This window comes from Haloferax litoreum (assembly GCF_009674605.1).
Taxonomy (GTDB): Archaea; Halobacteriota; Halobacteria; order Halobacteriales; family Haloferacaceae; genus Haloferax; species Haloferax litoreum.
In genome coordinates, this window is record NZ_WKJO01000001.1 from 533749 (window position 1) to 559846 (window position 26098).

Sequence of the window (26098 nt, forward strand, 5' to 3'; positions counted from 1 at the left end):
ACTTTTTGACCTGTCATTGTGACTGTCAATTATGTCACTTCAGCAAATCAAATCTGATGATATTGCGACGTGGGACTCTCTTGATGACGTCGCAGAATCGCTGAAGAAACGCGGACTCGAACCCGAGCCAAGTCTCGGAGAGGACCACGAACTCGTTCTTCGGCTCACTGACGACGACGAGTTCATGGTGCTGATTCACGCTCCACCGGGCGAGACTGCGGCGTCGTTCAAGTCGCGCACGAACGTCAATACGCACACTGGACTCGTTGCGACTGACGATTTCGAGGAGTTCACGTTCATCACTCGGATTCGAACGTGGGACGCCCACGGACGGACAAAGTACCAGCAGCTCTCGTTCTCGAAAGAGCAGATGACGAGCGCTCGCGGGGAGAAGAACACCATCCTCCAGAAGCTCAACTCCATCGAGTTCAACAAACCTGAGACGATTTTCGACTCTCTCTACGACACGAAACAGGTTGTCAAAGCGTTCTATGAGGACTTCGAAGAACTCCGAACCGAACTCGTCCAAGAGGTCGCAGGCATCGACGATGATCGTGGCGACGCTAAACAACGCTACGTGCAGGTCACGCTCGATCGGATGATCTTCCTTTACTTCATCCAAGAGAAGGGCCTGCTCGACTACGAGCCTGAATACCTCCACGAGAAGCACGAAGAGTTCGCCGCGAAGGGAGACGTGTACGAAGAGTTCTATGAACCGCTGTTCTTCGAAATTCTTGCAGAAGGAAAGAAAGACGGTGACTTTGGAGTGCTTCCGTACCTCAATGGTGGTCTGTTCAGCAAGAACCCCATCGAGGAGGAGTTCGAAGACGCACGACTCGGTGACTCACCCGAACAGACGGCGGAACTCTTCGGGAAGATTCTCGACTTCCTCTCAGACTGGAACTGGAACGTCGACGAGCGACTCGACATCGTCGACCCGAAGAACCTCTCGCCTGCCATCTTGGGGCACATCTTCGAGCAGACGGTCAACCAGAAAGATATGGGCGCGTACTACACCCCCGAGGAGATTACGGGCTTCATGTCCCGGCGGACTGTCCACCCGTGGCTCATCGACCGGGTGAACGAAGAACACGAGACTGACTACGATGCAATCGACGACATCTTCTCACTCGACGTAGCTTCGGCTAGTCAGAGTGATTCACCCGTTGCGGCAGATGGTGGTGTTGCCCAAACGGTGGACCTCGATGCCGTGAACCAAGACCACGTCCAGACCCTCTACTTCGACGCGCTAAAGAAACTCCGTGTTCTCGACCCTGCAGTTGGGAGTGGGGCATTCCTCTTGGCCGCACAGGAAGTCCTCCTCGACGTGTATCTCCAGTGCTTGGAATACTTCCAAGCCCTTCGTGACGACCGACCGTGGGAACTCCCCGGTCGAATCGAAGACGAGTTGGACACCATCGACGCAACCGATGGGACCGTAACTCTGTACGCGAAGAAGCAGATTATCCTCCACAACCTCTACGGCGTCGACATTGATGACGGCGCAGTCGAGATTTGTAAGCTTCGGCTGTGGTTGTCGATGGTCGCTGACATCGAGAACAACCCGAAAGAAGTCGAGCCACTGCCGAACATCGACTTCAACATCCGGCAAGGTAACTCGTTGGTCGGGCAAACTGATGCAAGTATCGTCTCTAATGAGAGAGGTGATAGCGATTTAGGCTCGTGGGAAAAGAAAGCTCGTTTTGAAGATGTGAAAGAGGCAATCACCAATCACAAAAACGCTGAAACCAGTAAGGATGCCAAAAAGTGGCGAAACGAAGCTGAATCACGAATAGAGAAGCACCGAGATAAGTTTGACCAGATATTACGTCGTGAGTTCCAACAAGCAGGGTTTGATGACATAACCGTTGACCAGCTTCGAGAGTGGTCCCCGTACCATTGGCCCTTGGAATTTCCAGACGTGTTTGAGGAAGGCGGCTTCGGTGTAATTATTGGGAACCCACCATGGGACATGTTGTATACAAATAGAGATGAGTTCTTTAGGAGGTACGATGAGCAATTTGGAAAGTATCAATCTGATAAGAAAGATGATGTCATGGATGAGCTTCTTACGGACGAAACTATCGCTCAAGAATGGGAGAGATACCAAGATCAGATGGAAATACGAGCAGATTACTTCTCACAGAGTGAGACGTACAAACTGCAGTCCCCTGTCGTAGATGGGCGAAAGATGCCTACAAAGAATGACCTGTCTGCACTCTTCTTAGAGCGAATTTTTGACTTGTCTAGCGACGACGTCAGAGTGAGTTTGCTTCTTCCGGGAACTATACTTGGAGGGGTTATGGGGAAGGACCTGCGAACTCATTTACTAGACAATACGGATATTCAAGATATTGTTGGGTTTGAGAATAAAGGAATATTCCCAGAAATCGGCAGTATGTATCGGTTCGCAATACTGTCATTTGAGTATGGTGGAAGAACAACTCAGATGAAGGGGATATTTAACCAAACTGATGAAAAGGCGGTTTACGATGTTGATGACTTAGCTGCAGTTATCCCACGAGAAGTGCTTGTTAGATATTCCCCGAAAACGGGAATATTCCCGTTCGTAAGGTCTCAGCAAGAGGTGAACGTTTTAGACAAAGTTGTGAAACATCCACAGCTTGGAGAAGAGATCGATAATGCTTGGTCAGTAGATGTGTTAACAAAGGAGCTAGTTGAATCGACTGACCAAGAATATCTACTCACTTCACCAGACAATGCGGATTATCCGGTATATGGTGGTAAAAATATCCAACAATTCGAATATGACAACAGTCACACAACGAATCTGAAGGGGCCAAAATACTGGAGTCGTGGGATGTATGACCCGGAAAACAGCGCTCACTACCGTGTTCGAGAAAAGAAATTCAACCGAGGGAATCTTAAAAAAGCGATATATGAAGAGTTCGGTGGGGAAGACACCAGTAAATCCCAAGTCCAGTTTGTGGATGATTTACTCGAAGAGTACAGAGGGCATGGGCTAGAACAGGACGATGTCCTACTAGATTGTTCTGAGTATCGAATTGGGATCCGTGATATATCTAGAGCGCGGAATGAGCGGACAATAATGGCCGCAGTTCTACCCAAAGAGGTTGTTTGTCTGCATACGATAAACACCCTCAAACCATTCAGAATCGAGCCCGAAGAGTCTCACCTCTCAGAGTCTCCACTGCGGTCTGTATACGAACGTCGTTTCACTGACTTAGAGATATTTGCTGCTACTGGACTGTTAAACAGCATCCCGTTTGACTTCCTGATGCGTACAAAAGTTGAGTCACACATCGTAAAGCGGGAACTGCTTGAATCTCAGTTACCTCGATTATCAAGTGGAGACGATTGGTTCCGCTTTATTTCTGAACGTGCCGCACGTCTCAACTGTTATGGTGATGCCTTTGAAGATATGCGGCAACGTCTAGGGAACATTGAGCCAGCCATTGAACAAGAAGAGCGAGAACACCTCCAAGCCGAAATTGATGCAGCCGCATTCCATGCATACGGACTTGACCGCCGTGACACAGAGTTTGTTCTAGAGGACTTCCACAGAGTTGGTAATCCTCGAAAGATGACAGAAGATTACTTCGACCTTGTCTTTGAGAAATTTGATGAACTCGCTGAGTCAGGACCTTATCCCTGAATAAGGGTTAACAAGACAATCTCAGTAGCGTTATTCACTGTCCTTTTTCAAAACTGCTGCTGAGTGATTTATTGCTCTAACACGCCCCAACAGAGAACACGGGCATCCACATCACCTGTCCCAGCCAACTTAGACTGGTACTCGGTTGAACCTTCGATGTTCTCATCGAGGAACTCTACCAACGTCTCGAAGAACTCGTCAAGGTCCCACTGCCCGAGTCCCTTGTCCTCTTTTCGGAAGGTTTCGCGGAGGATTCGGTCCTCGTCAGTATTCTTCAGTTTGACTTCCTTGATGCGCTCTAAGACGATTGGTGCAACCACCGAAATCTCTGTATGCCCATCGACTGGTGTTGCTAACTCACCAGACGAGTTTCGCTTGAGGTGTCGAAGATAGGAAATGATTTTCTCCTGTTCGACTGAATAATCGTCTCCTTCCTCGAATTTCGTCCCGATGATCCCTTGCTTTGCTTCTTCGATTCGTTTCTCGACAACCTCCTCAATGGCATCGCGTTCTTCGAGATATCGCTTGTCGTGGCTAGTCAGTTTTCGCCCCTCGGTGTCGGGGTTAATTTTGAGCGACCGAATCGCACTCACCTCGTCCACATCTTTCCCAGTTCGTTTCGAATAGAACGCCCTTCGAGTCCGACCAAGAGGTGCATCAGATTCGTCATCGAACCAGAGGTGTGCGAGGCCGAAGACCCCCGGTGCGTGTCCACTCTTGGAATTGACTACGTTTGTGTACAACAGGTCTCGCTCTTCGGGGGGCATCTCGAAATATTCCTCCGCGTACTCGAAATCCTCTTCTCCAAGTCCGTAGTCGTCGTTCAACTCCTGTTTGAGCATCAGACGCTCGAACGCCTCGTCCTCGTCACTTCCTGCACTCCGCAGGAGAGGGTTTTTGGACGTATCATCGAGGTCGTTGTAGTCGTCAACCTCACGAGAGCGCCGGAGCGTGTCTTCGATTTCATCGAGTTCGAGTTCGCCAATCGTCTTCTGTGTTTTGACACCAGCTTTCTCCAGAATCTCGTCTTCGTTTGGGTCGAGGATATTGTTCTCTTTCCCGACGATGAGCGCGATGTCGTTGATCTTCGCTTGGAGGCGCTTGAGGAGCTTGATGGCCGCCTCGATGTCGCCGTCGGGGTAGAAGTTGTGGACGAACTTGTCGGCGGTACTCCCGATACGGTCGATGCGACCGACACGCTGGACGATGCGCATAGGGTTCCACGGCAGGTCGTAGTTGATGACAGTGTGAACGTCCTGCAGGTTTACCCCCTCGCTGAGCGTGTCGGTGGCGACGACGTACTGCAACTCCCCATCGCCAGTCCGGTCGAGTGTTTCACGATAGCCGTATGCGTCGGGGGCGAAGCGGCGAATCTTCTCTTGTTTGTCATCATCTCCGCCTTTGATGACGGTGCTGTTCTGCTCAGTGAGTGGTGATCGAGGGTCTTCGAGAAGAGTCCGGTAGACGTAGTCGGCAGTTGCGCGGTACTGCGTGAATACAAGGACTTTGTTGTCGTACCCAGCGAGGACACCATTCAGTCGGTCTATCTTCGGGTCACGGAAGTCACGGAGCCGGAAGATTGCATCGTAGAAGTCTCTCGTCTCTTTGGTTACCTCCGAGAGGTCCTGACTCGGGAAGAGCAACGGGTCAACTTCGTCCTCGGGCACGTCGGGGATGAATCCAACGTGGTTCTTCCCGAGCCACTGGCGGACGTGAACAGAGTGGTCGTTGAGGTGGTCTGCGTCCTTCGCAACGTCAGCGATGAACAACTGAAGGAAGTACGAGAGAAGTGCAAGATCCTCGTAGACACGCGCTTTCACCTCTGCGACAGTCAAGTCCGCAAGTTCGTCACTGGAGTCTCCATCGCCAGATCGGAGTGAATCAGCGTCGAATCCGAACTCTTCGAGCGTCTGTGCGAGGTCCTCTGTGGCTTCCCCGTCTTGGACGTAGTCGTCGAGTGTGACCGCAGCGCCGCCATCCTGAATCGTCCGCAGGGTGTCGATGTTCTCCTCATCAGGGAGGGAGTTGAGAACTGCCAACAGACTCTGTTCACTTTCGTAGAGCGTCTCGATACTTTGGACGAACGCGAAAGTCGACGATTCGAGACGCTTGAGCAGGTTCAGTTTGTAGAGTGCCTTCAGCGTACTCCCTGCCTGCGGGTTTTTGATGGTGATGTGCGGCAGGTGAAGCGCGTCCATCACTTCGGGGAGTGAATCGTAGACTGGGCGATACGCCGGGGGAAGCGTGTACTCCTCCTTCTGAATCTTCGGAGGCTTGAAGCTCATCTCCAAATCGTCGTCCTTCTTCAGGAGTGTCTCTTTGACGTGCTTCCGAGTTCGAAGGACCATCACCTCGTTCAGGATCTTCGAAATCTCTCCGGACTCGTTCTGAAGTTGCTCAGTCAGCCCCTCCACCTCTTCTTGAGACATCTCTTCCTTCCCGGCGGCAACTCGCTTCCGCTGTTCTGCGACATCGATGTACCGGTCGAACGCAGTGAAGTCGAGATTCGCTTTGTTCCGAATCTCGTTTTTCTCCGTGAACAGTCCGATGAGATTCTTCAAATCGGTCGCACTGTTGTTCAGTGGCGTTGCCGTCAAGAGAATCATAGTCTTGTCTCGGAGAAGCCGAAGGTTTGCGTGCCGTCTCGTCCCCTTGTAATCATCGTCGTCGGAGGGGTTGGGTCGCCACTTTCCGTAGTTACGGAAGCGGTGGGCTTCGTCGATGAGGAGGACGTCGTATTGTTCACGGAGTTCGAGAACCTCGTCGTGGCTCATGTTCTGGAACTTGCTGATACTCGTGACATCGAGGTGAGTCCCGTCAACTTCGAGTCCGAAGTATGGGTCACCATCTTCGTCGGTCGCATCTTGGAGGAGGTCTTCCCACTGGTCGGTCAGGTTCGCGGGGACGATGAGTAAACAGCGTTTACCCTGTTGCCGGTAGTCAAAGAGCAGTTCGCTGCCGATGAACGACTTCCCAAGGCCGACCGAGTCGGAGATGATACAGCCGTTATATTGAGCCAGCTTCTCCCACGCACTTTCGTATCCGATGGTCTGGAAGTAGTACAAGGGTGAGTCGCGGGCACTCACGTTCCCTCCGATTGCGTCATACGAGAGAACCTTGTAGAGTTCGAAGGGTTCGATGTATGTGCCAAAGTCTACTTCGTCGTCTTCCTTGTCGTCTTCTTGGTCCTCTTTCCAGTCTTGGTACTTGCTGCTGTTTTCGATGACGTCGACGATTTCCCGAGAGAATTCCTCAGAGATAGCCCACTGGTTGTCGTACCACTCTTCGAAGGCCTCGACTTTCTGTGGGTCAGAACTAGTGAGGTTTAGTTCGATGTTGTGCCGGTGGCCTGTCTGTGTGAAATTCGACGATCCGACAATGACTGCGGCATCACGTCTGTCGGTCTCCCCGTTTCTTTTTGAAGGGTCGTCGGTGGCTGTTCGGAAGGACGCTCCTTTGGCGTGGAAGTAACCGTTCTCTGGATTACGAATTCGAACGTCAACTAATCCTTGCTCAATGAAATCTCGAAGCCTATCGAGTCGCTCAATCTGTGCGTTGTTGAGGTCAGCCAGGTCAGATTTGAGCTGGTTCCTGAATTGCTCATGCAAGCTCTGGCCTTCCTCGATTTCATTTGCAGTACGAGCGTCAGTCTGGCGACCCATGAGAATCCGCATCGGAGCTTTCCCAAGGTCGTCCGGATCGAGTAACTTGTTCAAATCGTCTTTTACGAGATCGAATCCAGAGAGGTAGAAGTACCCCGTCGCGACGCGCACCTCTTCGCTGTCGGTGATGACCTCCTTGAACGTGTCCTCAAGAGTCCGCTCAGAATTGTCGACAAGGGGATCGAGATAAGGCATCTGTCATTCACTATCATCCATCATATGTTAACAGTTTGTCCTAGAAGTACGAGAAAATTGACGCAGTGAAAACAATCGACGCAGGGATAGTGTAACTGCTATTAGGCCGGTTTCGCCGAGACGAATCGCTCTGGCTCATTATTGACTGTGAAGACATCGCCATCTGAGAACCAACTCCCAACCTCTGTCTCGACTAATTGGTTTACAACTTCTTTGAGACGCTGGAATACAGCTTCAGAGAGAACATCTTTGAGCATCAGAAGCAACTGCTTGAGGTATTCTACGGAGAGGCCATCAAGGATGTCGAAGAGTGTGATACCCGTCACTTCGAGATACCCGACTTCGATGATTTCAGCAATCAATTGAGTCTCTCCAATGTCGATTAGACTTCGTAGCGACCAATGGAGGACGCGCTCGACCCCACCAACGCATTTCCAACCACAGTACTTAGCCAGACGGGCGAGTCCGGTCTTAGCGGCGATAGTACCAGTTGCAGAGAACGCCAGCTTATGACCGTTGGCTATGGTAAATGTGCCTCCTGTCTGATAGAGTAGATAAACATCAATGACGAGGACAGTGGTCGCGATCAAGACCCCAACCTTAGCAGCACGAAGTTCAGATTCGTTTGCACTCACTACATTCTGTGCTTGGTCGTGGAGCGTAGCATAGTCTGAAACTATCGTGAGGACAGAACTCATTCTCGAACCAACACGAATCGCCTGCTTGAGACGTCCCTCAAGGGCACCACTCGGAATTCCGATACCGAGGTCGGCTTGAATCAAATCGAGGATTTGATACAGGCCAGCTTGTTTGAAATTCGAAATAATCGTGACCTTAGTTCCAGTGAAATTCGCATCATCCAGTTCCACAATTGCTTGGCTGTATTCCATCACCGGCCCAGCATCTGCGTCGTCTGTCGCTACCGAGTGGAGGAACTGCACCATGCTATCGATGAAGTATCCAAGCGCTTGTTCCTGATTAGCCGTGATTTGGAGACTTGAACTCTTGTCGTGAAGTGGGTCTTTCTCCACTGGGTTGTAGCCCTTGACAGCCACCTCAGTTCCGTCCGGTATTCCGTCTCCATCGGTGTCAGCGTTCGTTGGACTCGTCTGGAGGTATTTGGCCTCCCGAGCATCGCTCAGACCGTCGCCGTCTGTGTCGTTCTTCAACGGGTCTGTTCCATACTCGTTCACTTCTTGTCCATCAGTCAGAGCATCGCCATCCGTGTCAGGGTTTGTTGCGTTGGTACCAAAGGTGTGCTTTTCTGGGCCGTCTTTGAGATCGTCACCGTCGGTATCAGGGTCAAGTGGCTCTGTTGCGAATCGGAGCGTCTCGTTACCATCCAGAAGGCCGTCAGAATCAGTGTCGTTGATAACTGGATCCGTCGGGTAGACCTTCGTCTCGTTCCAATCGTCTAAGCCGTCCGCGTCTGTGTCGGCTAATGTGACGTTGGTCTCACCGTACCACTCAACGCCGTCATTCAACCCATCGTCGTCAATGTCTGGGTCTGAGACGTTCAGTATCTCAGTTCTGACCTCGATGCTGTCGCTTACGTTGTCGAAATCAGTGTCGTTGTTCAGTGGATCACTCCCGTACTGATGAATTTCTGCCCCGTCTAACAGCGAATCGTTGTCAGTGTCATTTTGGATAGGTGAAGTGCCGTGGTCAAATTCGGCACCATCTTTGAGACCATCGTTATCGGTGTCACTGACGTTTACCAAAGTGACCAACATCAACTCGCGGCTATCATTGAGGCCGTCTGAGTCTGTGTCTGCCTTGCGTGGGTTCAGTTTGTCTGAAGTCGCTTCTCGAACGTCGCTCAGAGAGTCGCCATCAGTATCCCACGAGACAAGAGATGTGTTCAGTTCCCACTCTCGCTTGTCAGGTAAGAGGTCGTGGTCAGTGTCACGATTGGTCGCGTTAGAACCTATCTCAAATTCGAGTCCGTCGTCAAGCCCATCCCCATCAGTGTCTGCGTTTACTGGCGAAGTGCTGTTTGTCACCTCGATTAAATCGGAAAGAGAGTCTCCGTCAGTATCAGCCTGTGTAGGGTCAGTTCCGTTGGTTGTTTCTACAAGGTCGGTTATTCCGTCCCCGTCAGAATCCACTGAGCTCGCATTCGTGCCGAGTTCGACTTCTTCGGTATCGTTCAATCCGTCCGCATCTGTATCTGGATTAGTAGCATTTAGAATCGGTGAGGAAATTTCTCGGCCGTCAATAAGCCCGTCGCCATCCGTATCCCGTGCCTGCCAGTCAACACTCTTGGTCCATTCTGTCCCATTTCTGAGCCCATCGTTGTCGGCATCCATAATCGGGACAGCGACGACACTTGGGCTAATCATAGCCAGAACCATGATGACAACCAGCCCGCGTTGTGAGAGTTGCTGGATGGTCTCCCGTTGGACGAATTGTAGATTCGGTGGGACACGGTGGTGGAGGGAGAGGAGTACCTTTCTAAACTTCTCAGTCGTCCCTTTCATTAAGTCAATTATATATCAAAATCTCTGGGTAAATAAGTCTTCTAGGCTATGAGAAGAAGACAGCTGTTGAGGTGGTTCTGTAGAGGTCCAGAGAGTCTGGTAGAATAGGTGTGCAACATACAGAGAGCGAGTTCAGGCATCGGGTATTATTCGTTTTACGCTCTCTGGGAAAACAACCGACAGGTCGGAGGTCGTGTTGATCAAACTCACAGAAGAGCTACCGTTCGATCTTCGAAGATGAACCAGAGAGCCCAGATTGTACCAGTGAAATCACCGTCCCTGACTACAAACTGAACTCGATCCAGATCGTTGATTTGGGTTTGCTCCTTGCTCTCCGCCGTCGGTAGTTTCTTGATCTGTTCCCGTAGTACATACCCTGATCCAGTTTCAGTTGCCAATACGCCGCTCTCTTTCCCTTTGTATTCATTTCCAACGAAGATAGCGCGATAGCTGGAATTTGGAGAACAGAATCGTATTTCGATCTCAGCGTCGTCGTCTAACTGATCAACATCAGCATTGATGTAGACACTGCTTCTGGTAGCCTCAGGGACAGAAGCTGGGATTTCACCGACTACTTTTCCATCAGCAACCGAGTCTTCGGTCGAGATTTTCAACCCATTATTGTTGTCATTTTGAACATTCTTTGCGGTGAGCTTGGCGGACCCACGTGACGAAACGGACAGGTCTGATGAATCAACCGCCCCTGGCCGCTCACTGGTACTTCCGAGACACCCAGTCATGGATCCCAGCGCAACTGCAACGGCCAAGAACTTTCGACGGCTTGTATTTTCAATGCCGAACATTGTGTTAGGAAGTTAGGTAGCCGGAGGATTAATCTCGGATAATGTTTTACACCCTGAATTATAATATCAAGCAGAATTTATTGAGCGGTATAATTTGGCGATGTCTGGCGATTCTACCGACACACATCCAGCAAGGAAGATTGACCGGGAGGAGCTCAAGCATAAGTTAGGTGAACTCAACGAGGATGTACCCGCATTGACTAGGAGGGTGCTCGCAACCGAGTTTCCTGAAGTCGAACCACAAACTGTGGGTAACAACTTAGACGACCTAGCAGAAGACGAGGAAATCTGCAGATTCAACGACGGGAATACGAAACTCTACTGGTACCCCCGTAGACATGATGAGGGCGGGACAGTCACGTACAGTGAACTCATCGACGAGTCGATTGACTGGGAAGAAATCGACATGACCACGATTCCTAAAGAGGTCGCCCAAGAGATCGCTGCTGAACGATTACCATATTACCAACCCCGGAGCTTCTGGACTCAAACAACTCACGCCAGTCAACTCGGCGTAATGATCGCCTTCGGAATGGTCATACTGGGGATCGGTGGACTCGTCGGCGGTACTCTCGGATTGGGACAAAGTACAGCTGCTGGGATATTCCAAGCCGGTCTGTGGTTGTCACTATTCGCAATGGTTGGATTCGTAGTCTCAATAGTCCTAGACAATCTTGCCGCACAAGGGCACCTCCCGGTAAATCCGTTTTCGAGATTCCAGTCATAATCTCGTGGGCGTCCCGCTAACGCTGCGTACGATGGCTCGCGTAAGTGCAAACTGTCGCCATTCGATATCGAATCCTCGGGATTGAGAAGAAGATGCGAGCTGTCGCCGACGGCAGCGTTGTAACCGATTGAGGTGCGATTTCAATGAACCCGCTGCGACTCGTCTTCTAGGTTGCTACCAGCAGTTTCGAACGTACTCAGAGCGGTCCTGTTTCCGTTTTTGCTCCGTACGTGGGTCGTAGTGTCTTCGAAGAGTTTGCACGGACACATCGAACCGCTCACTCGCAATGTCTGGTCTCAGTCCGCTACTCAAGTGATGAACAATCGCACCCCGACGAATCGCGTGTGGGTAGAACGAAACGGGGCAGACTTCCGAGCGGGCACTACACTCACCGTCACAGTTTACAGAACTGTCCGGACTCGTGTTCCAGCGACAACTCGTTGCTTCGTACACTTTTCGACGCAGTGTGGATCGAGCAGCTCTACCTTGCGACGTAGCGAACAGCGGAGAGCGACCGAACTCATCAGTCACGTCCGGTCGTTCAAGTTCAATGTAGATTTCAATCGCGTTCACCACACACTCCTTGAGTGCGACGTTTCGCTCACCATTCCCAACATGGTCCTTGGTTTCACTCCCGTTCTTGAGACGAGTGCCTGTTGTCGGGCGGTGGCGTAATCTAATCTCGTTTTCTTCCGGGACGAAATCCCGGATGTCGAGTGAACGCGCTCCACCGATTCGAAGGCCTGCATTCCAGAGGAGTTCAATCAGTGCGTGCTTCAGCGTTCCTCGCCGTTGGTTTCGGAGCTGCTCAAGAATTAATTCTGCCTCTCGAGTAGACAGGGCCTCATCACGAGCCTTGGGGGAGAGTCCAAGGTCATCTTTATCCAGAATTCGGTAGAGCGACTCATCGCAGTATCCTCGCTTGGTGAGCCACCGAAGCCAACCGCGTACGTTCTTTGTGTACGTGAGAATCGTTGCGTCAGAGTTGTACCGTTCTTGGAGTGAGTCAACGTAACTGTCCAAGAGATGAATAGAGAGTTCCGACGGTTCAGCGACTTCATTCGATTCGGAGAACTCGATGAAATCCAAAATGGTTCGCTTGTATTGAGCGCGTGTCGATGGGCTACGGTCTTGCCGGCGAGACAGGAACCGTTCGTAGAGTGTTACTAGAGATTCTTGGTTCGGTTTTTCTAGTCGTTGCCCCTTAGACTGATCACTGCCTTGCGTGATTTCGAGAACTTTTCTTATCGCTACAGGGTCGTTGATCCGAGCCAATATCTGCTCTAGTTGCTTGTTCATTCAGAATCGAGAGTTGATGAAATCGCATAGTGCCAGACGTCAGTGGGGGTGAGTGTCTGGAACCTTGTCTCAGAAACCTGTGCGCGATACTGTGAGCTTCCCAGCTTGTTTCGGAATTTCGAGTAATCGCTAGCTGCTTCACTGGCTAGTTTGAATGAACGGCGAAGGGTTGATGCGCTAATTCGACCATGAGTGGTCGTGAATAGAGGATTGGATTTAGAGTCATTCACCGCCTTACGCTCGTGTTCAATATACGTCCTGAGAGCAGTGCAGGCACCATCAGAGAGCTTCGCAGTTCGTCGGTTGAGCAAGCCAACTGAACTCACAAGGTAGTTTTTAGAAATGCCAACTGAGAGCGTCTTGTTCTCCAAATTGACGTCTGAGCGATCGAGCTCTATGAGCTGTCCTGGACGGCTCTTGGTGTCGCGCAATAACTCGACAAACGCGTGTGTTCTGGTCCCGGACCCTCTATCTTGGAGATAAGCGATCATAGCTTCAGATGACCAATGAAGCTCAGGACTTGGGTTGTTTAAACTGGAAAAGCGTGGGGCAAATTCTTTCGCAACAGAATGAACGGCCAATGAAGGATACTCTTCTAGAGAGGTGGCAATTTGAAACCGGAGCGCGTCTGGGCTACTCTTTGTAATGTAAGCAAGGAAATTAGTCAGGGTGTAGAGATATCCATGGATAGTGTCAGGTCTCTGGTCTTCCTCAGAGAGAAGAAATTCGACAAATCCGCTTATCTGATTAAAGCTTGAACTCGACTTCCTATCAGAAGTCTTCTGAAGCCAATTGACAAATTTTATTATGGCAGTTTGATGTGATAAGAAAGTTTGCTCTGGGACTTCTTGTGATAGGACATTGAGGTATGTGGAAGATGCTTCTTCGAGATTTCCCAAAGGTCCTCGACCACTAGTCTGAGGGGTCCTCATTCTTGCAGCATCCTCCAGTTGCTACCCGAGAGGGGGTCACGTGCAGTTCTGTCCGAGTGGGTACTGAATGACCATTTCGCGCGATAGAATGGAAGATCTTTCTTCCCACATGGTCACTCAGTGACCACTCGGACAGTAGTGGCAGTAATTTTGGCTCTGTTGAAACCCTATTTGTCAGATATCTTTCCTACTGAAACAGCTGCTACGGAGACGTGCTTACCTCACACGGACGAAGAGTGGCCTCAAGCTCGTCGGGTCGGTCAGCATACTCTTTTCGTGCAGGCTGAGTCAAAAAGAATATTTTAGCATATCTGCACTCTACTCGTACGGATGAGAGGCCCTGAAGAAGATGAAGAAATCGAACGAGCGATCCAGTATTTAGTCCACTCGTTCGAAACATCAGGGAATAATCCCAAACCGGTGATACTCCATAGTACACGAGTCGGGATGGATCTTTACGACAGAGGATACGAGAAGCCCATCGTCATCTCCGGCTTCCTCCACGATCTAATAGAGGATACGGATGTGACTGCTGCTGAGATTCGCTCGGAGTTCGGAGACGACGTTGGAAATATTGTGGCAGCCACCAGTTTCGACGAGAGTATAGACGACTATCTTGAACAGCACTACGATATCTATGAAAGATGCTTCGAACTTGGACGACCTGCTGTCGTCGTGAAAGCTGTGGATATCCTCGATAACAGTGATTACTACCATTTGGGGGGGTCAGAGGAACTACGAAAAAACCTGATCGAGAAAATGGACTACTTCATCAGACACTCTGAACCGTATATTGGAGACGAAGACATCTATCAGGAACTAAAGGACAAGTTCCCCATCGTGAAGGAACGATTGGAAATAAAACCCGACAATTGATTTATGGCTTGTTTGCACCGTGTTCCGGCTGGCCATCGAGTCAAAAGTGGCACGTTGCTGTTCTACATCTAACGGTCAGAATGTCTTGTCGATATTGTGAATGAGGCAGCTGACGACGAGTTCCCGGAACTTCTTCCACCAATGTCGTGAGCGGACGAATGCGCCATATTTCCGTTTGAGACGGGAATTCACCGTCTCGTTCTGACTGCGTTGGCCGTAGAGGTCGGTGTCCAGCCGAGCGTTCCATGCCTTGTGGAGCGACGAAAAATCGCGGTGCTTGATGAGAGGACGAACACCATTTTCACGGGCTAACAAGCGAATCTTCTGGTCGTCGTATCCTTTGTCGCCAAGGAGAATCGCTACTTCTTCGGCATTTCGCTTGATGAGCGACGGTGCGATCTTCGAGTCGTGCTTTCTGGTCGTCGTTACGTGCAGATCAAGAATCGCATTCGCTCTCGTGTCCACGAGCAGTGTGACTTTCAACTGCTGAATCGTCAACTATGTTCGCTTCGTGTAGTGTTTCGAGGCGTGACTACGGTCGAATCCGGAGGCGTCGATCCCGACGGCACCGTTGGTCGGGAGGAGCGTAATCGAGGGGTTGAGAAGGACACGCCAGACAGCCATATCGAGTCGATTGAACGCCTTACACAACGTCGAAGGTGACGGGAGTTCCTCAAGATCGATGGCGCTCCGAATGCGAGGCATCTCGATCAGCTCGTTAAGCAGGGTTCGGTACGTTGTATTCTTCCGCACCTTGAGACAGAGCAGGACGATGTGCTGGTGGAGTGTGTACCGTCGTTTCGAGAATCTTGAGGAGTAGCGAGCGACAGCTCGTTGAGCCAAGTTATACGCTTGCTCAACGAACCGGAGCAACCGCGAATTCGGGAGGGCCTGCATTTAGTCAAACTACTGGATGAACCTGTAACTCTCTGAGGATTTCAACAGAGCCGTAATTTTGGAATGTGCAAAGACGTTTACAGCAGTCTGAAGTTTTACACTCCTAATTGAAGTCCCGGGAACAACTCTGCAACGAGTTCTTCATAATCTTCTTCGTTGTGTTCATAATACTTTTTTGTGGTTTCCGTACTGCTGTGTCCCATGGCTGCGCTCCGAGCTTCGCGTGGAACTCCTGCATCAATCATGAGCTGATTGAATGTGTGCCTAAGGGTGTGGAGAGTAACTCTGTGAAACACTCTGTACTCTCTGTTGTGACTAAACGTTGGTCTTTGTGCACCTGTGAGTTTAACCTTGCCAATAATTTCTTGAATTCCGGCGTTCTCAGCAGCTTCCACGATAGCCTCATTTAAACAAGTTTTTGACAGATGTTTTTTTCCTGTTCCGGGAAGTAGATATTCGTTTTCTGGATCTACGAGTGACGAGTTTCTACCAACTTCCAACCAATGACGGAGCTCTAAAGCCAACTCATCGTTAATTTTTGCTCTTTGCCAAATTCTAGACTTAGTATTATAGAATACGATTCTATTTTCATCTAAATTGATATTACTTACTTTTAACTTCTGGAGGTCCGAGCATCTTAGACCGTGCTCAAGCACAATTCGAGCTATTAGACGATCTCTTAGTGAACACAAATTATCCATCAACAACTTTACCTCTTCAGCTGATATTGACCTACGCTCAATAGGAGGCAGCGTAGGATATTGAGACGGTTTAATAAATTCATCGATATTATACCATTCAAGATTTAATTCATCATCAAAATGAACATCAATGAACCGGTATATGTTTTTCAACGATGTCCTGTATCCTAATAGTGTATTCTTTCTTTTTCCTTCATCGCATAACATGTTGAAAAATGAATGAACGTGCTGCATCTCTGCTGTACAAACAGTAAGTTCATCGTTGTAGATGTAATCTGAGAATCGGTTCAGGCGGCAGGAATACGCTTGAGCACTCCCAGGACGGATATTTCCATCGATGTTTTCACAAAGATAATTGATCACATGCCCGCACCTTGCATCCATTAAGTTGTATTCATTTTGCAACTCTTTCCAACGAGCTCGTTCTTTTGCATCTTTGTATAGTGGACAGACAGGAGAATCTGAAGGGATCTGATGCGAGGTTTTACGAATCATGCTTCACCAGACATATCTTCTCCATTCGAAGTGCCTGCTCTAAGTTGGTATTCTGTAATTCCATCGTTGACGATCGATGTAACTAGAAAGCGGGAATCAAGACGTCCCACGCTATCACGCACCTCCGATTCTATTCTCCCACAATGGTCCGATATTTCAGAGAGTGTTGCTTTCTTAAGATGCTTGATTGAGTCGTAAGTGTCATTGTCGATAGCTGTTTTTTCATTTGCGCCACTTTCTGGCTTAGGGGCGGATTCTGTCAATGGAATTCTTGGAAGTGAACCGTCAGAGCCAGTCTCCAGTTGGGTGGAGTGCTTCAATGGAAGCTGTGGACCAACAATGACTGAAAGTAGGCTTTCAATTATTCCAGACAATTCGTGTAATTTCTCAGATTGGGAATCAACTTTCTTATGGAGTAGCTTGATTGAATCTTCACTATCACCATCAAGTGTACGCTCGTGGTCAGTAATGCACGCACGCAGAGCTTCACTTCGTGAGACGTAGTAGTTCGACGCCATCTGGTCAAGGATTTTGCTATGACGAAGTGTAATCGTACAATTCGGTTTTACAAGCTTTTGTGACGCGGGTTTTGCATTTTGGCGCATACTCATTCACCCAGTATATCACACCCTGCTCTGGAGTTGGTGGGAATAGTTTGATTGCTATCAACCTCACCTGAAAGGAGGATGGTTTGTTGTTCGGTAGTTCTTACTTCTAGCCGCCTCCGACCTTGCTGGCGTTGGGTATGGCTGTCGCTAGGGTTGGTTTCTAACATTGCTTACTAGCCACTTTCTATTGAACCAGTGACAACAGCAACAACCTCAACCGAATCTCGATCTTAATCGGCTGATTGGAGGTCACTTTTGTCGAAGTTAGCTCTGTTACTGAGGTGGCTGTGCCAAATAATTACACTCGGGAGTATATATGCCTATTTTATCTGTGATATTCAATCAAAAACCGGCAGTACTAAAGATTAGTTTATTTCATAAACCACGCCACCATATATACTTTATATAGAGGCATAACAGGATACACTCATTATGTGCTAATCAGTGTAATTGGACAATTGTTCATATCTTCAAAGTACACGGTTATGAGAAGATCGCGTTATCGAGGAGGGTCAAACTGGTCTCTAATCGACTCAAAAATGTTGTCCCGACTATGCGTATATCCCTGAGTTGTTCTGTAGGTTGAGTGGTTAGCCAACAATTGGCGGTACTCTAAGGATACACCTGCTTCGTTTAACAGCGTAATGAAAGAGTGACGAAGAGTGTGTGGAGTCACTCTATGCCATTCTCGGTATTGTTTCTCCGTTCCGAGTACGTCCTGCTGCGAAGGGGTGAGCTTTGATTGAGCAATTACCCGTTGAACCCCAGCCCGGTCTGCGGCATCTCTAACAATTTTATTGAGGCTGCTATTGTGCTCGAGTTTGTGTCCCGATTGACTAGGAAATAGATACTCGCTTTCATTCGCAGCACAGTAGGCCGGTCGATGATGACGAAGCCAAAACCCGATCTCAAACTCCAATTCGTCGCTTATTGGGACATCGTAGGGTTTGGAATACTTCGGGGTTGGAACATGAAGCTCGCAACGTTCAGTGTTGACGTCGTCTATTTTGATTTCTCTCAGGTCAGAGTTCCTCAGTCCTGTTTCAATTCCAACAACGACGATGAGTCTATTCCTGTAGCTGTTGAACGCACTGAACAGCTTTCGTATCTCTTCTCGGGTCAGTGCATCTCTCTTGATGAGTTCTGGTGTGTTGTACCGGCTCAAGTCAATTTCCGAGATGCGAAGTGGATCGAAGAGAAGTTCATCGCCAACATCTGTTCGAAGACGAATATATCGATACAGCTCACTCACAGTTGAGACCTTTCCGCTAATCGTCGTCTCTCGATTTCCGCGCAAGACGCACTCTTCAATGAATTCGATTAAATCGATGAACTCGGCTGTGAGTATCGACTTGTCTTGAGCGTGGAGGAATGTGGCGTATTGAGTGAGATGAGAGTCGTATGTCTTTACCGTCTGTGGAGAAAGCGAAAGGGTTGAATTCTTTCTGAGGTACTCTTGTGCGAGCTCATCCGGTACTCGGAGTTCGACAGGCTCCGATTGTCGCTCCGTCATGGACCGCTCCTCAAGTAGTGCTGAGAAAAGCCAGCGAGAGTGAATCTTTCTCCATCCTCTCCTGTGCGAGTCACAACCCCACGGTCAACGAGTCTTCCCAAGGCGGGCTGAACCTTGTGCATACCAAGATCCAATTGCTCAACCAGATCGCCGAATTCGAGACCATCTCCAGTTGTTTTGAGTAATTCGATGATGCGAACCATCTCATTAGTCATGGATGGTTCGGTCAGTTGTTGACCATCGGCGGATTCTCGGTGGGATTCCTGGAGACCACTTCTAACCGAAGTTATCTCCATCAAGAGAGTTCTTTGTTCATCCACCAGGTTTTCGAGCTGGCGTTCTATCCGTCGGGTGGCCATGTACCCTTCCCCTTCCAGAATTTCTCGGTAACTCTCGATGGACGCACGAAGGCAGAGACTGACGTTCCCCTGGTAGTAACGGTCAGCCATCTGCTTCAGAACCTCGTCGAGTGATTCTGTAATCGTGAATTTCCGCCGAATGAATTCGGGTCTATACTCATCAGCCATTTTTGCACCTGTGGCTAAACAGCGATTGGCAAGGGGCAGAACTCGTTCCATCGGTATTGACTATTTGATTCAAAGTGGTTCACCAACCAATTCTGTAGAAGGGACCAGCCTGAATATCTGCGACCAGACTCTCCAGAACAATTCAGCAGCTCCTGTACTTACCACTCCAGATGTTCTGCCCTCTGTACGCCGAGGTGGAGAACGCAATTCTCGACCGAAGCCATAATCATCCAAACTTTGGTCGAAATAGCACTCTAGCTGCTCTTCGAGAGCCAAGTGTCCGAAGCCACGGAGTGAATTCTGTTTTGCTGGATCCACCAGCTCCTGGCGCAATTTGACGAGAGTGTCTCGATCTGGGGTGATGAGAACAATCCCGTCGTACCTGTACTGTTCAATCTGGTTCAGTAGTTGGTCGACTAATTCGTCTGTAGACTGGACCCCACTGCTGCCAACGAGTGCTGCTTTTGTCTCGACTAGCGCGTCAGCATTCCCTATCCCAATCTCCCAGTATCCAGGTTCCACAGAAGTCTGGATTTCAGCGTGATCCGTTTCACCAATCTCGAGGAGTAAGAACAGCCAACTCTCACGGAGATCGTCGAGATGCATCCATCTGTGGCCTCTCATTGGTAACCCCCACGAGATTGCTCAAGAGGTGAGGGACCTCTGAGCGAGGACACTCTTCCCTTCTCAGAGCAATCTGGACATCGAGGTGGCGTTTGAGTTGGCTTGCCTGGCGACACAGTATCCCACGGATGAGACGTCTCACAGCGCTCGCAGAGCCAATCAAATGCCCCGTACTCGTCGACGAGTGATGGATACGCGTGAGCGAGCGAAGGCGTCAATCTCGCGTCTTCATTTGCGTCAAGATAGTCGAGAAGTTTCTCTCGTGGGTAACCAGTGAAGTTCGGCAACAGCCCCTCACTTGGACTGTCCGAAATCGGACGGCTGCCACGTCCACACCGCTCTCGGAATGAACAGTAGTTGCACTCCCAGCCGTACTCAGGGTTCGGAGGTGGTAGCCTCTCTTCGAGTCTGTACTCAGTGTGGTTGGTTGCCCATTCCAGTACGACGTCGTGCCAGAATGCCTCGTCAAACTCGACGTGGAAAATTTTGACTTCGAGTGACTTGCGGCAGCCATAGATGATGACTCCCTTAGTCAGTTCAACGTCGTACTTTGCCGAGAGACCAACCATGTACGCGTGTAGCTGGGCGCGGTGAATCCTGCTCGACTTGGAAACGTGGTCAATCGAGGACTTGGTCTTGATTTCCGTCGGGACGATTGGATTGGATTCTTCGTCGACAATGACCGGGTCAGTTGAGCCTGTGAAGTGTAATTCTCCCGCTCGAGTTTCAACTTGAAAATCTAACCAGTCAGTATTACGCACGTAGGTATCAGAGTTTGATGCTACACTCCTCAAAAATGGAAACGCGATGTGCTCTTCGAACAGGGTACCTACCCAGAAGATTCCATCTGGGTCTGAGGTCTCTTCAGGGGCGTTCAATTGGTCGTATGTGACTTTCCTATGGCACTGGAGGAGCTTACTGGGGCGATGGTGTGTTGGGTCTGGAACAGCACTTGGCCCATTGAAGTGGGGTTTGCCCTCTTCGATATTCTGCCTGTGGTTACGTTGAGTGTACCAATCTCGGAAATTTCCTGGTGTGAGTTTGTTGAGTAATTCGGAGCGAAGGGAGCCCCCAACAATGGAGTGTATATCGGCCATGATTTTGGGCGAAGTCAATCATTGTATCTTCGCTGTGGACTGGAAACGTGGGAGAACTATTTCGTCTATGGCCCATTGATGGATTCGGGGTACGATTTAGTTCTTTAAGAAATGTGAGCAGGTCCTGTTGAAGCCGTTAATCAGAGATTGTTTTTCAAATATTGCTGAATAAAGTGAATGTGATCTGCGTAATAACGTTCTATACATAGCCTATCTAAAATGATTGATCAGACTGCTCTGACACAGGGAAAATATCAATTATATGGCTATCGAGAGTTCCCCACATTGTTTCGTGACCGAAGCGAATCCGATGGCTGAACTCCGATTTCGCCACTTCACTATCAACTTCCGACTGCTGAAGTTCTCCTACTGTTTCTGCGTATTCCTCTTTCAGCCTATCAAGCAGTTCCTCCGGCGTATACTCTGATGGGGCTGGATCCGTTCTATGATCTTCACCAGGGAATCGCTCTCCTTCATTGGAGTCTGGAGACTCACGTAGAACAAGTATTCCAGGTAATTCTCCTAAATCCTCAGAGTGAGTGGGTTTCTCCTCAACAATATCTACATTTGAGAAATCATCTTCCCAGATAGCAACACCAACAAATGACCGTCGAACCGTTTTACCTCTCTCCTGGAACTCAGAGAGAACCTCTTCTGCCGTGCTGGAGTCTAATTCACGCTCCACATACTGTTCATACACCTCTACGTGTTTCTCGGAGATATACTCAGGAAGAGGAATACGAGTACGCGTTGCCAGTTCGATACGTTTCACATACTCAAGGAACTCAGGGTCTTCAGGCTGAGGTATATTGATACCCTCAAAAGGTTTCTCAAGCCGCTGACGATGAGTCTCGTCCGAGCCTGGGAAATCGAACTCTATCTCTCGGATATCGTCTCTCTCTTGAATATTGAGCAGCCCAAAGTACTGTTTGACGCTGAGGTTGTCAGTATTCACACTGAAATTAAACTGTGCTTCACCGAATTCATGAATGTCGTGATCAGTCTTTTCCCATCCAATCTCTACGTGTATTGGGTATTCAGGGGTAGGTTCTGAGCTGAACTTAACCTCAAACACCAATGTGCTTCCGGCGAGGGACCAATTCCCAACCCAATCGAATTTCGAATCATCAGGGATTTTTAGATCATCAATCACTTCAGGGATAACATCTCTAGGTAGAATAATTCGAGAATCGGGATTTGCGATTTGTATCAAATCATCTTCGTTTGGGCCACTATTACCAGTAGCCTTCCAAAATTTGAGATTTATTTTATCACCATCTTCCAGTGTTGCCACGTCATACGACTGAGTATAGAGAGTGTACACATCCTCGACGACGTCCAACGTCTTCTCCTCCAGAATCGAACGAGGAATCGTCAATAAGTACGGGTCACCGCCTTTCTCTCCAGATTGCTTGCATAGGAATTCAATGACTGCGTCATCGAGAACAATCCGGTCATCAATTAATTCGTTGTTACTAAGTTTGAACCCACTATTGTTCCCGACTGTAAACCTGTTCCCATGTTTAACGGCGTTATACGCCTCCCGGAAATTTAGATAGAACACTGCGATATTTTTGAGCTTAGTACGGAGATTCTTTATTGAGTCCCCGACCAGCATCTCCATCTCATCTGAGTTTGGAGTATCTGCACCGTCAGTACCGTGGAGCACCACGTCTGTCAAGTCAAAATCAGAGGGGGCATTCTCTGCTTCTTCCTCAGAGAAGCTAATCATCCCTTCCTTCACTGCCTGATATCCAAAAACCGTACTCAGTTTTTCGTCCGGATCGGTATCAATATTGTATTCTTGCAGATATTCTTCAAACCTATCCTCTAAGATTGCTTTGAAAAGGGGCTGAATATCACCACTCGAAGTGCGAATAATTTCGTTTATGAATGAGTCCTTGTCCAAAATGAGATACCTGAGATAAGACCCAAACTCCTCAATATACTGCATTGTTGCCCGGAAAAGGTCCACAACAGCATACACTTCCGCAGTATCTCGCTGCTCTTCTGGTACCACGCTCAAACCGGCATTAATGGTGCCCGCAATCTTACAGATGTGGGCGTAGGCTATCTCTGGATCTTGCCGAGCCTGCATTACCGTTTCTGGATCCTGTGCCTTCGATTCAGAAACAAACTCAGTAGATTTGAAAAACTCTCTGTTATTGTCAGCCACACAATCAGATTTGTTATGAACTATGAAAAACATTTGGCGGCAAAGAGTCACGATTACGATTGATAAGTCCACCTCTCTTCATCTGGAAATTTGAATAAAGATACTCTATCTGTCATTGGTTTCCTCTTCTGAGTAAGAATTCAATTCTGACCAAAAATACTCTAACGTAGGAGTCCCGGTATCGAGAAGAAGCGCAACAGCATCTAAATTCGGTCCGGGAAATATTTTCTGCCGGTTGGAATCATAGATGACAACACCTGCCTTCTGTAGCGTCGGTAGATGTGTCTGCGAGAGCGAATTGTACACGTTCCGGTACGGCTCCCCTGTTGCATGAGAGATAGATGTTTGTTCTTCATTTGCAGCGATCTCGCGGGCCACCGACCGAACTGTCACTACAGAACGTTCAGTGCTGTGGAGAATGGAAATCACCTGTCGTCGTCTATTTGCACGGAGAACGTGATAAAGACGTGATTGGAACTTGTCTGAGGTCTCATCACTCATGGTTTTTGGACTTCTCTTTTGCTGCCATTGATTAACAGGGACCGAATCATAATAGTTCCTACGTAGGAGCAAATATGTAACCTATGTGATAGCAGAGGTCGGGTTGATGGAAAATGGTCCAGGGCGGCCACCCACGGTATCAGATGATCAAATATTGGATGTATTCAAGTCATCAGCGGATCCTGTTCTGACTGCTTCTGAACTTGCGGACGAACTTGATATCGGGCGACGTGGAGTGCTTGCGAGGCTCGAAACGCTTGAAGAGCGAGGATACCTACGATCAAAGAAGGTTGGTGGAAGAAGTACAGTTTGGTGGTACCCTGGATACAGTTCAACGACTCCAGTTGATCCAGATCAGTAGTTCTAGACTTCGACGTGAAAATACAAAGAGCACCGTGGGGACTTTTCACAAGCCAAACAGAAGCAGACAATAAGGTTGTCAGAATATGCCCGCAACACAGGAGATTACTGTTTTCGATGGGTTAGAAATCAACGTCGAGCCCGTAGAAGAGCCAGACCCAGTCTACTTCACGAGCGACGACCCCGAATTCAATGTCCACCTGCATAACAACGACGCGAAATACAATTTTTCGGAAGCTAGCGCATTCCGATGGACTATCGAAACTAACCCAATGCAAGTCGTCCACACCGGAGAAGTCGAGTTCGGACCCCTGGACCACGGGGAGGAGACAACAGTCACAGTTGGCGGGGATGTACTCGCATACGAAGGACACGGGGTGCTCGGAATCTCAGTCGCCGGTGCTTCCGGGAAAAACGGCTCCGACCGATGGAAACTGAATGCGGGAAGGGAACGCTCGGCTGACCCAGCGTACAGTTTCTCTGTCTGGGACGAATCAGATTATAACGCATCAATCCGACGACCGAAACAAATGCAACTCGCTATGTTCGGTACGTCGGTCATTTTGATATTCTTCGCACTAATACAAATTCTGCTTGCATTGGGTTTCTTTGGGTAACACGTAGAAATCAATAGGCATCAGTAAGCGGTTGATTCAGCAGATTTGAATAGGGAATTATCCGACACGACCCGTGAAGGTTGTGGGCTCTTTCGGGCTTGTTGTCGTCTCTTTTACACGGGAAACTCCCGATTCTGGGATGACTCGATACCTCTTATCAATGCTATCTCCCGACTCGTCAGGCTGAATCAGGGTTCTCCACGCACGAATGCTTTCATTGTAGTTTAATTCGCTTTCCGACAGCGTCGGCTCGTGGTTCTGTTTTGAGACAGCATGGTAGTCGATTTACCTCTCCGTTCTCATGTACGCCATCACACTGACACCTACTGCACCAAGGAAAACGATGGCTGATATCTCCGGAGGGATGCCCACCTGTGACCCTACCGATGCTGACAGATTTGAAATAGTATCTGTGATGAAATTCCAGGCTATTACAATCGCGAGGAATACGGCGATAGCGAGTATTGCTGCGAGGTCGTCTGCCATACAATTGACAATGACGACCGTCTGATTAGTTAATTTTCCCCACAGTCGGTTGTGAAACTGAAACCGTAGTTGAGTTGTCGACACACTCGTGTCGGCCGTCGAGTCGGGTGTGCGTCGTCGTGGCGTCGTAGCACCAGCACTCGTCTTTCTCAGTCACACTTTCTCACCTCGGTTCCACATGGTCGCGCAGTGCCAGCTGCAGAAGTACGCGCTGACGATCTTCTGCGGTGTGTACCCTCTCTATACAGCACGTCAATGTTACCAATCGGGGAAAATTTCAACAGAACGATGGCCTCGCTGACTCGGGAGCGCAACCACCGATTGAGTACCTGTGCGCGCCGCGTCGGCCATCAGTAAGGACACGACAGGAGCGGCATCCGTACACCCGTTGGATGGGCCACGCGCGGCAACAGAGGCTCCAAAGTGGCACTCAGTCCGTAAAACAGAGATAGAAGGCCTGTATCGCCAGATACCACTGGCTCACAAGCGTGTAGAATTTGGATGGGCCCCATGGGGTTCGAACCCATGACCACCCGGTTATGAGCCGAGCGCTCTGACCAGACTGAGCTAGGGGCCCTCGGTCGATTCTTTTCCGGCCGCCCTCTTATGTCTTATCAGAAGCCGTCGCCGTCGAAGTATCCGATTCGCACCGCTCGACAGTCGAGTCAGGGAGAACACGCCACCGCCAGGACTCGAACCTGGGACAACCTCGTGTCTGCGGACGGCAGCCGAAACTGCAATCCCTAACAGCGAGGTGCTCTACCAACTGAGCTACGGCGGCTCGTACCCGTACGTATCGAGGGGAGTTTGAAGTGAATTTCGTTTTGGGCGAGCGTCGGAACTGCGATATCGAACGCACTACACGCGACGAAGAGAGGAGTCACT

General features: G+C 49.3%; 18 protein-coding genes, 2 tRNA genes and 1 pseudogene. 5 read left to right on the top strand and 16 right to left on the bottom strand.

The annotated features are described in order from the left end of the window. Nucleotides 1-31: 31 nt before the first annotated feature. Entirely contained in the window at nucleotides 32-3637 is a 3606-nt protein-coding gene (locus GJR96_RS18005; protein WP_191965798.1) for an Eco57I restriction-modification methylase domain-containing protein, read from the top strand. Between the two features lie 68 nt (nucleotides 3638-3705). Here GJR96_RS18005 and GJR96_RS02745 read toward each other — a convergent pair whose 3' ends face one another. From GJR96_RS02745 to GJR96_RS02755, 3 genes are all read right to left on the bottom strand, one after another. After that, nucleotides 3706-7494 (bottom strand): helicase-related protein, encoded by a 3789-nt coding sequence (locus tag GJR96_RS02745; protein WP_151161534.1) that lies wholly within the window; start codon nucleotides 7492-7494, stop codon nucleotides 3706-3708. A 101-nt stretch (nucleotides 7495-7595) separates the two neighbouring features. Next, the gene (locus GJR96_RS02750) at nucleotides 7596-9974 is read right to left on the bottom strand and encodes a hypothetical protein (RefSeq protein ID WP_151161535.1); all 2379 of its coding nucleotides are present in this window, start codon (nucleotides 9972-9974) and stop codon (nucleotides 7596-7598) included. A gap of 206 nt (nucleotides 9975-10180) precedes the next feature. Beyond that, nucleotides 10181-10777, bottom strand: coding sequence for a hypothetical protein (locus tag GJR96_RS02755; protein ID WP_151161536.1), 597 nt, complete (start codon nucleotides 10775-10777; stop codon nucleotides 10181-10183). A gap of 100 nt (nucleotides 10778-10877) precedes the next feature. Between GJR96_RS02755 and GJR96_RS02760 the strand changes: the two genes are divergently transcribed. Then, complete coding sequence (locus GJR96_RS02760) at nucleotides 10878-11504, top strand: hypothetical protein (RefSeq protein WP_151161537.1); 627 nt, start codon at nucleotides 10878-10880, stop codon at nucleotides 11502-11504. 174 nt (nucleotides 11505-11678) lie between these two features. On the opposite strand, the gene GJR96_RS18525 is transcribed toward GJR96_RS02760, so the two are convergent. Both GJR96_RS18525 and GJR96_RS18530 read right to left on the bottom strand, forming a co-directional pair. Next, nucleotides 11679-12803 (bottom strand): tyrosine-type recombinase/integrase, encoded by a 1125-nt coding sequence (locus GJR96_RS18525; protein WP_151161538.1) that lies wholly within the window; start codon nucleotides 12801-12803, stop codon nucleotides 11679-11681. Continuing rightward, the gene (locus GJR96_RS18530) at nucleotides 12800-13735 is read right to left on the bottom strand and encodes a tyrosine-type recombinase/integrase (RefSeq protein ID WP_151161539.1); all 936 of its coding nucleotides are present in this window, start codon (nucleotides 13733-13735) and stop codon (nucleotides 12800-12802) included. Before GJR96_RS18530 ends, GJR96_RS18525 begins: the two co-directional genes overlap by 4 nt. Before the next feature lie 330 nt (nucleotides 13736-14065). Here GJR96_RS18530 and GJR96_RS02775 point away from each other — a divergent pair, with 330 nt between their 5' ends. Beyond that, nucleotides 14066-14611, top strand: coding sequence for an HD domain-containing protein (locus GJR96_RS02775; protein ID WP_151161540.1), 546 nt, complete (start codon nucleotides 14066-14068; stop codon nucleotides 14609-14611). 75 nt (nucleotides 14612-14686) lie between these two features. Here GJR96_RS02775 and GJR96_RS02780 read toward each other — a convergent pair. The 8 genes and pseudogenes from GJR96_RS02780 to GJR96_RS18580 all read right to left on the bottom strand — a co-directional run bounded on the left by GJR96_RS02780 (nucleotide 14687) and on the right by GJR96_RS18580 (nucleotide 23750). Beyond that, nucleotides 14687-15508 (bottom strand): annotated as a pseudogene (locus tag GJR96_RS02780) (IS5 family transposase). Between the two features lie 95 nt (nucleotides 15509-15603). Beyond that, entirely contained in the window at nucleotides 15604-16704 is a 1101-nt protein-coding gene (locus GJR96_RS02785) for a tyrosine-type recombinase/integrase (RefSeq protein ID WP_151161541.1), read from the bottom strand. Beyond that, a complete protein-coding gene (locus GJR96_RS02790) occupies nucleotides 16701-17309 on the bottom strand; it encodes a hypothetical protein (RefSeq protein WP_151161542.1) in 609 nt (202 codons plus the stop codon). Before GJR96_RS02790 ends, GJR96_RS02785 begins: the two co-directional genes overlap by 4 nt. Nucleotides 17310-17811: 502 nt before the next feature. Continuing rightward, entirely contained in the window at nucleotides 17812-18825 is a 1014-nt protein-coding gene (locus GJR96_RS02795) for a tyrosine-type recombinase/integrase (protein WP_151161543.1), read from the bottom strand. Then, on the bottom strand, nucleotides 18822-19352 hold the full coding sequence (locus tag GJR96_RS02800) for a hypothetical protein (protein ID WP_151161544.1): 531 nt from the start codon (nucleotides 19350-19352) through the stop codon (nucleotides 18822-18824). Before GJR96_RS02800 ends, GJR96_RS02795 begins: the two co-directional genes overlap by 4 nt. A gap of 620 nt (nucleotides 19353-19972) precedes the next feature. After that, on the bottom strand, nucleotides 19973-21073 hold the full coding sequence (locus GJR96_RS02805) for a CRISPR-associated protein Cas4 (protein ID WP_151161545.1): 1101 nt from the start codon (nucleotides 21071-21073) through the stop codon (nucleotides 19973-19975). Nucleotides 21074-21287: 214 nt separating this feature from the next. After that, nucleotides 21288-23249, bottom strand: coding sequence for a hypothetical protein (locus GJR96_RS02810; protein ID WP_151161546.1), 1962 nt, complete (start codon nucleotides 23247-23249; stop codon nucleotides 21288-21290). A gap of 105 nt (nucleotides 23250-23354) precedes the next feature. Next, nucleotides 23355-23750 (bottom strand): DUF7344 domain-containing protein, encoded by a 396-nt coding sequence (locus GJR96_RS18580; protein ID WP_449271774.1) that lies wholly within the window; start codon nucleotides 23748-23750, stop codon nucleotides 23355-23357. A gap of 106 nt (nucleotides 23751-23856) precedes the next feature. Here GJR96_RS18580 and GJR96_RS02815 point away from each other — a divergent pair, with 106 nt between their 5' ends. Beyond that, entirely contained in the window at nucleotides 23857-24111 is a 255-nt protein-coding gene (locus tag GJR96_RS02815; RefSeq protein WP_151163884.1) for an HTH domain-containing protein, read from the top strand. 85 nt (nucleotides 24112-24196) lie between these two features. Further along, nucleotides 24197-24727 (top strand): hypothetical protein, encoded by a 531-nt coding sequence (locus tag GJR96_RS02820; protein WP_151161547.1) that lies wholly within the window; start codon nucleotides 24197-24199, stop codon nucleotides 24725-24727. 285 nt (nucleotides 24728-25012) lie between these two features. Here GJR96_RS02820 and GJR96_RS02825 read toward each other — a convergent pair whose 3' ends face one another. The 3 genes from GJR96_RS02825 to GJR96_RS02835 all read right to left on the bottom strand — a co-directional run bounded on the left by GJR96_RS02825 (nucleotide 25013) and on the right by GJR96_RS02835 (nucleotide 25994). Next, on the bottom strand, nucleotides 25013-25213 hold the full coding sequence (locus GJR96_RS02825; RefSeq protein WP_151161548.1) for a hypothetical protein: 201 nt from the start codon (nucleotides 25211-25213) through the stop codon (nucleotides 25013-25015). A 502-nt stretch (nucleotides 25214-25715) separates the two neighbouring features. Continuing rightward, nucleotides 25716-25790: transfer RNA gene (locus GJR96_RS02830), tRNA-Ile, on the bottom strand. 100 nt (nucleotides 25791-25890) lie between these two features. Continuing rightward, nucleotides 25891-25994, bottom strand: a tRNA-Asn gene (locus GJR96_RS02835). Nucleotides 25995-26098 lie beyond the last annotated feature (104 nt).

Bases quoted from the DNA above. Each gene is read 5' to 3' on its own strand.
- GJR96_RS18005 (WP_191965798.1), top strand. From the start codon at position 32: ATGTCACTTCAGCAAATCAAATCTGATGATATTGCGACGTGGGACTCT.
- GJR96_RS02745 (WP_151161534.1), bottom strand. From the start codon at position 7,494: ATGCCTTATCTCGATCCCCTTGTCGACAATTCTGAGCGGACTCTTGAG.
- GJR96_RS02750 (WP_151161535.1), bottom strand. From the start codon at position 9,974: ATGAAAGGGACGACTGAGAAGTTTAGAAAGGTACTCCTCTCCCTCCAC.
- GJR96_RS02755 (WP_151161536.1), bottom strand. From the start codon at position 10,777: ATGTTCGGCATTGAAAATACAAGCCGTCGAAAGTTCTTGGCCGTTGCA.
- GJR96_RS02760 (WP_151161537.1), top strand. From the start codon at position 10,878: ATGTCTGGCGATTCTACCGACACACATCCAGCAAGGAAGATTGACCGG.
- GJR96_RS18525 (WP_151161538.1), bottom strand. From the start codon at position 12,803: ATGAACAAGCAACTAGAGCAGATATTGGCTCGGATCAACGACCCTGTA.
- GJR96_RS18530 (WP_151161539.1), bottom strand. From the start codon at position 13,735: ATGAGGACCCCTCAGACTAGTGGTCGAGGACCTTTGGGAAATCTCGAA.
- GJR96_RS02775 (WP_151161540.1), top strand. From the start codon at position 14,066: ATGAGAGGCCCTGAAGAAGATGAAGAAATCGAACGAGCGATCCAGTAT.
- GJR96_RS02785 (WP_151161541.1), bottom strand. From the start codon at position 16,704: ATGATTCGTAAAACCTCGCATCAGATCCCTTCAGATTCTCCTGTCTGT.
- GJR96_RS02790 (WP_151161542.1), bottom strand. From the start codon at position 17,309: ATGCGCCAAAATGCAAAACCCGCGTCACAAAAGCTTGTAAAACCGAAT.
- GJR96_RS02795 (WP_151161543.1), bottom strand. From the start codon at position 18,825: ATGACGGAGCGACAATCGGAGCCTGTCGAACTCCGAGTACCGGATGAG.
- GJR96_RS02800 (WP_151161544.1), bottom strand. From the start codon at position 19,352: ATGGCTGATGAGTATAGACCCGAATTCATTCGGCGGAAATTCACGATT.
- GJR96_RS02805 (WP_151161545.1), bottom strand. From the start codon at position 21,073: ATGGCCGATATACACTCCATTGTTGGGGGCTCCCTTCGCTCCGAATTA.
- GJR96_RS18580 (WP_449271774.1), bottom strand. From the start codon at position 23,750: ATGAGTGATGAGACCTCAGACAAGTTCCAATCACGTCTTTATCACGTT.
- GJR96_RS02815 (WP_151163884.1), top strand. From the start codon at position 23,857: ATGGAAAATGGTCCAGGGCGGCCACCCACGGTATCAGATGATCAAATA.
- GJR96_RS02820 (WP_151161547.1), top strand. From the start codon at position 24,197: ATGCCCGCAACACAGGAGATTACTGTTTTCGATGGGTTAGAAATCAAC.
- GJR96_RS02825 (WP_151161548.1), bottom strand. From the start codon at position 25,213: ATGGCAGACGACCTCGCAGCAATACTCGCTATCGCCGTATTCCTCGCG.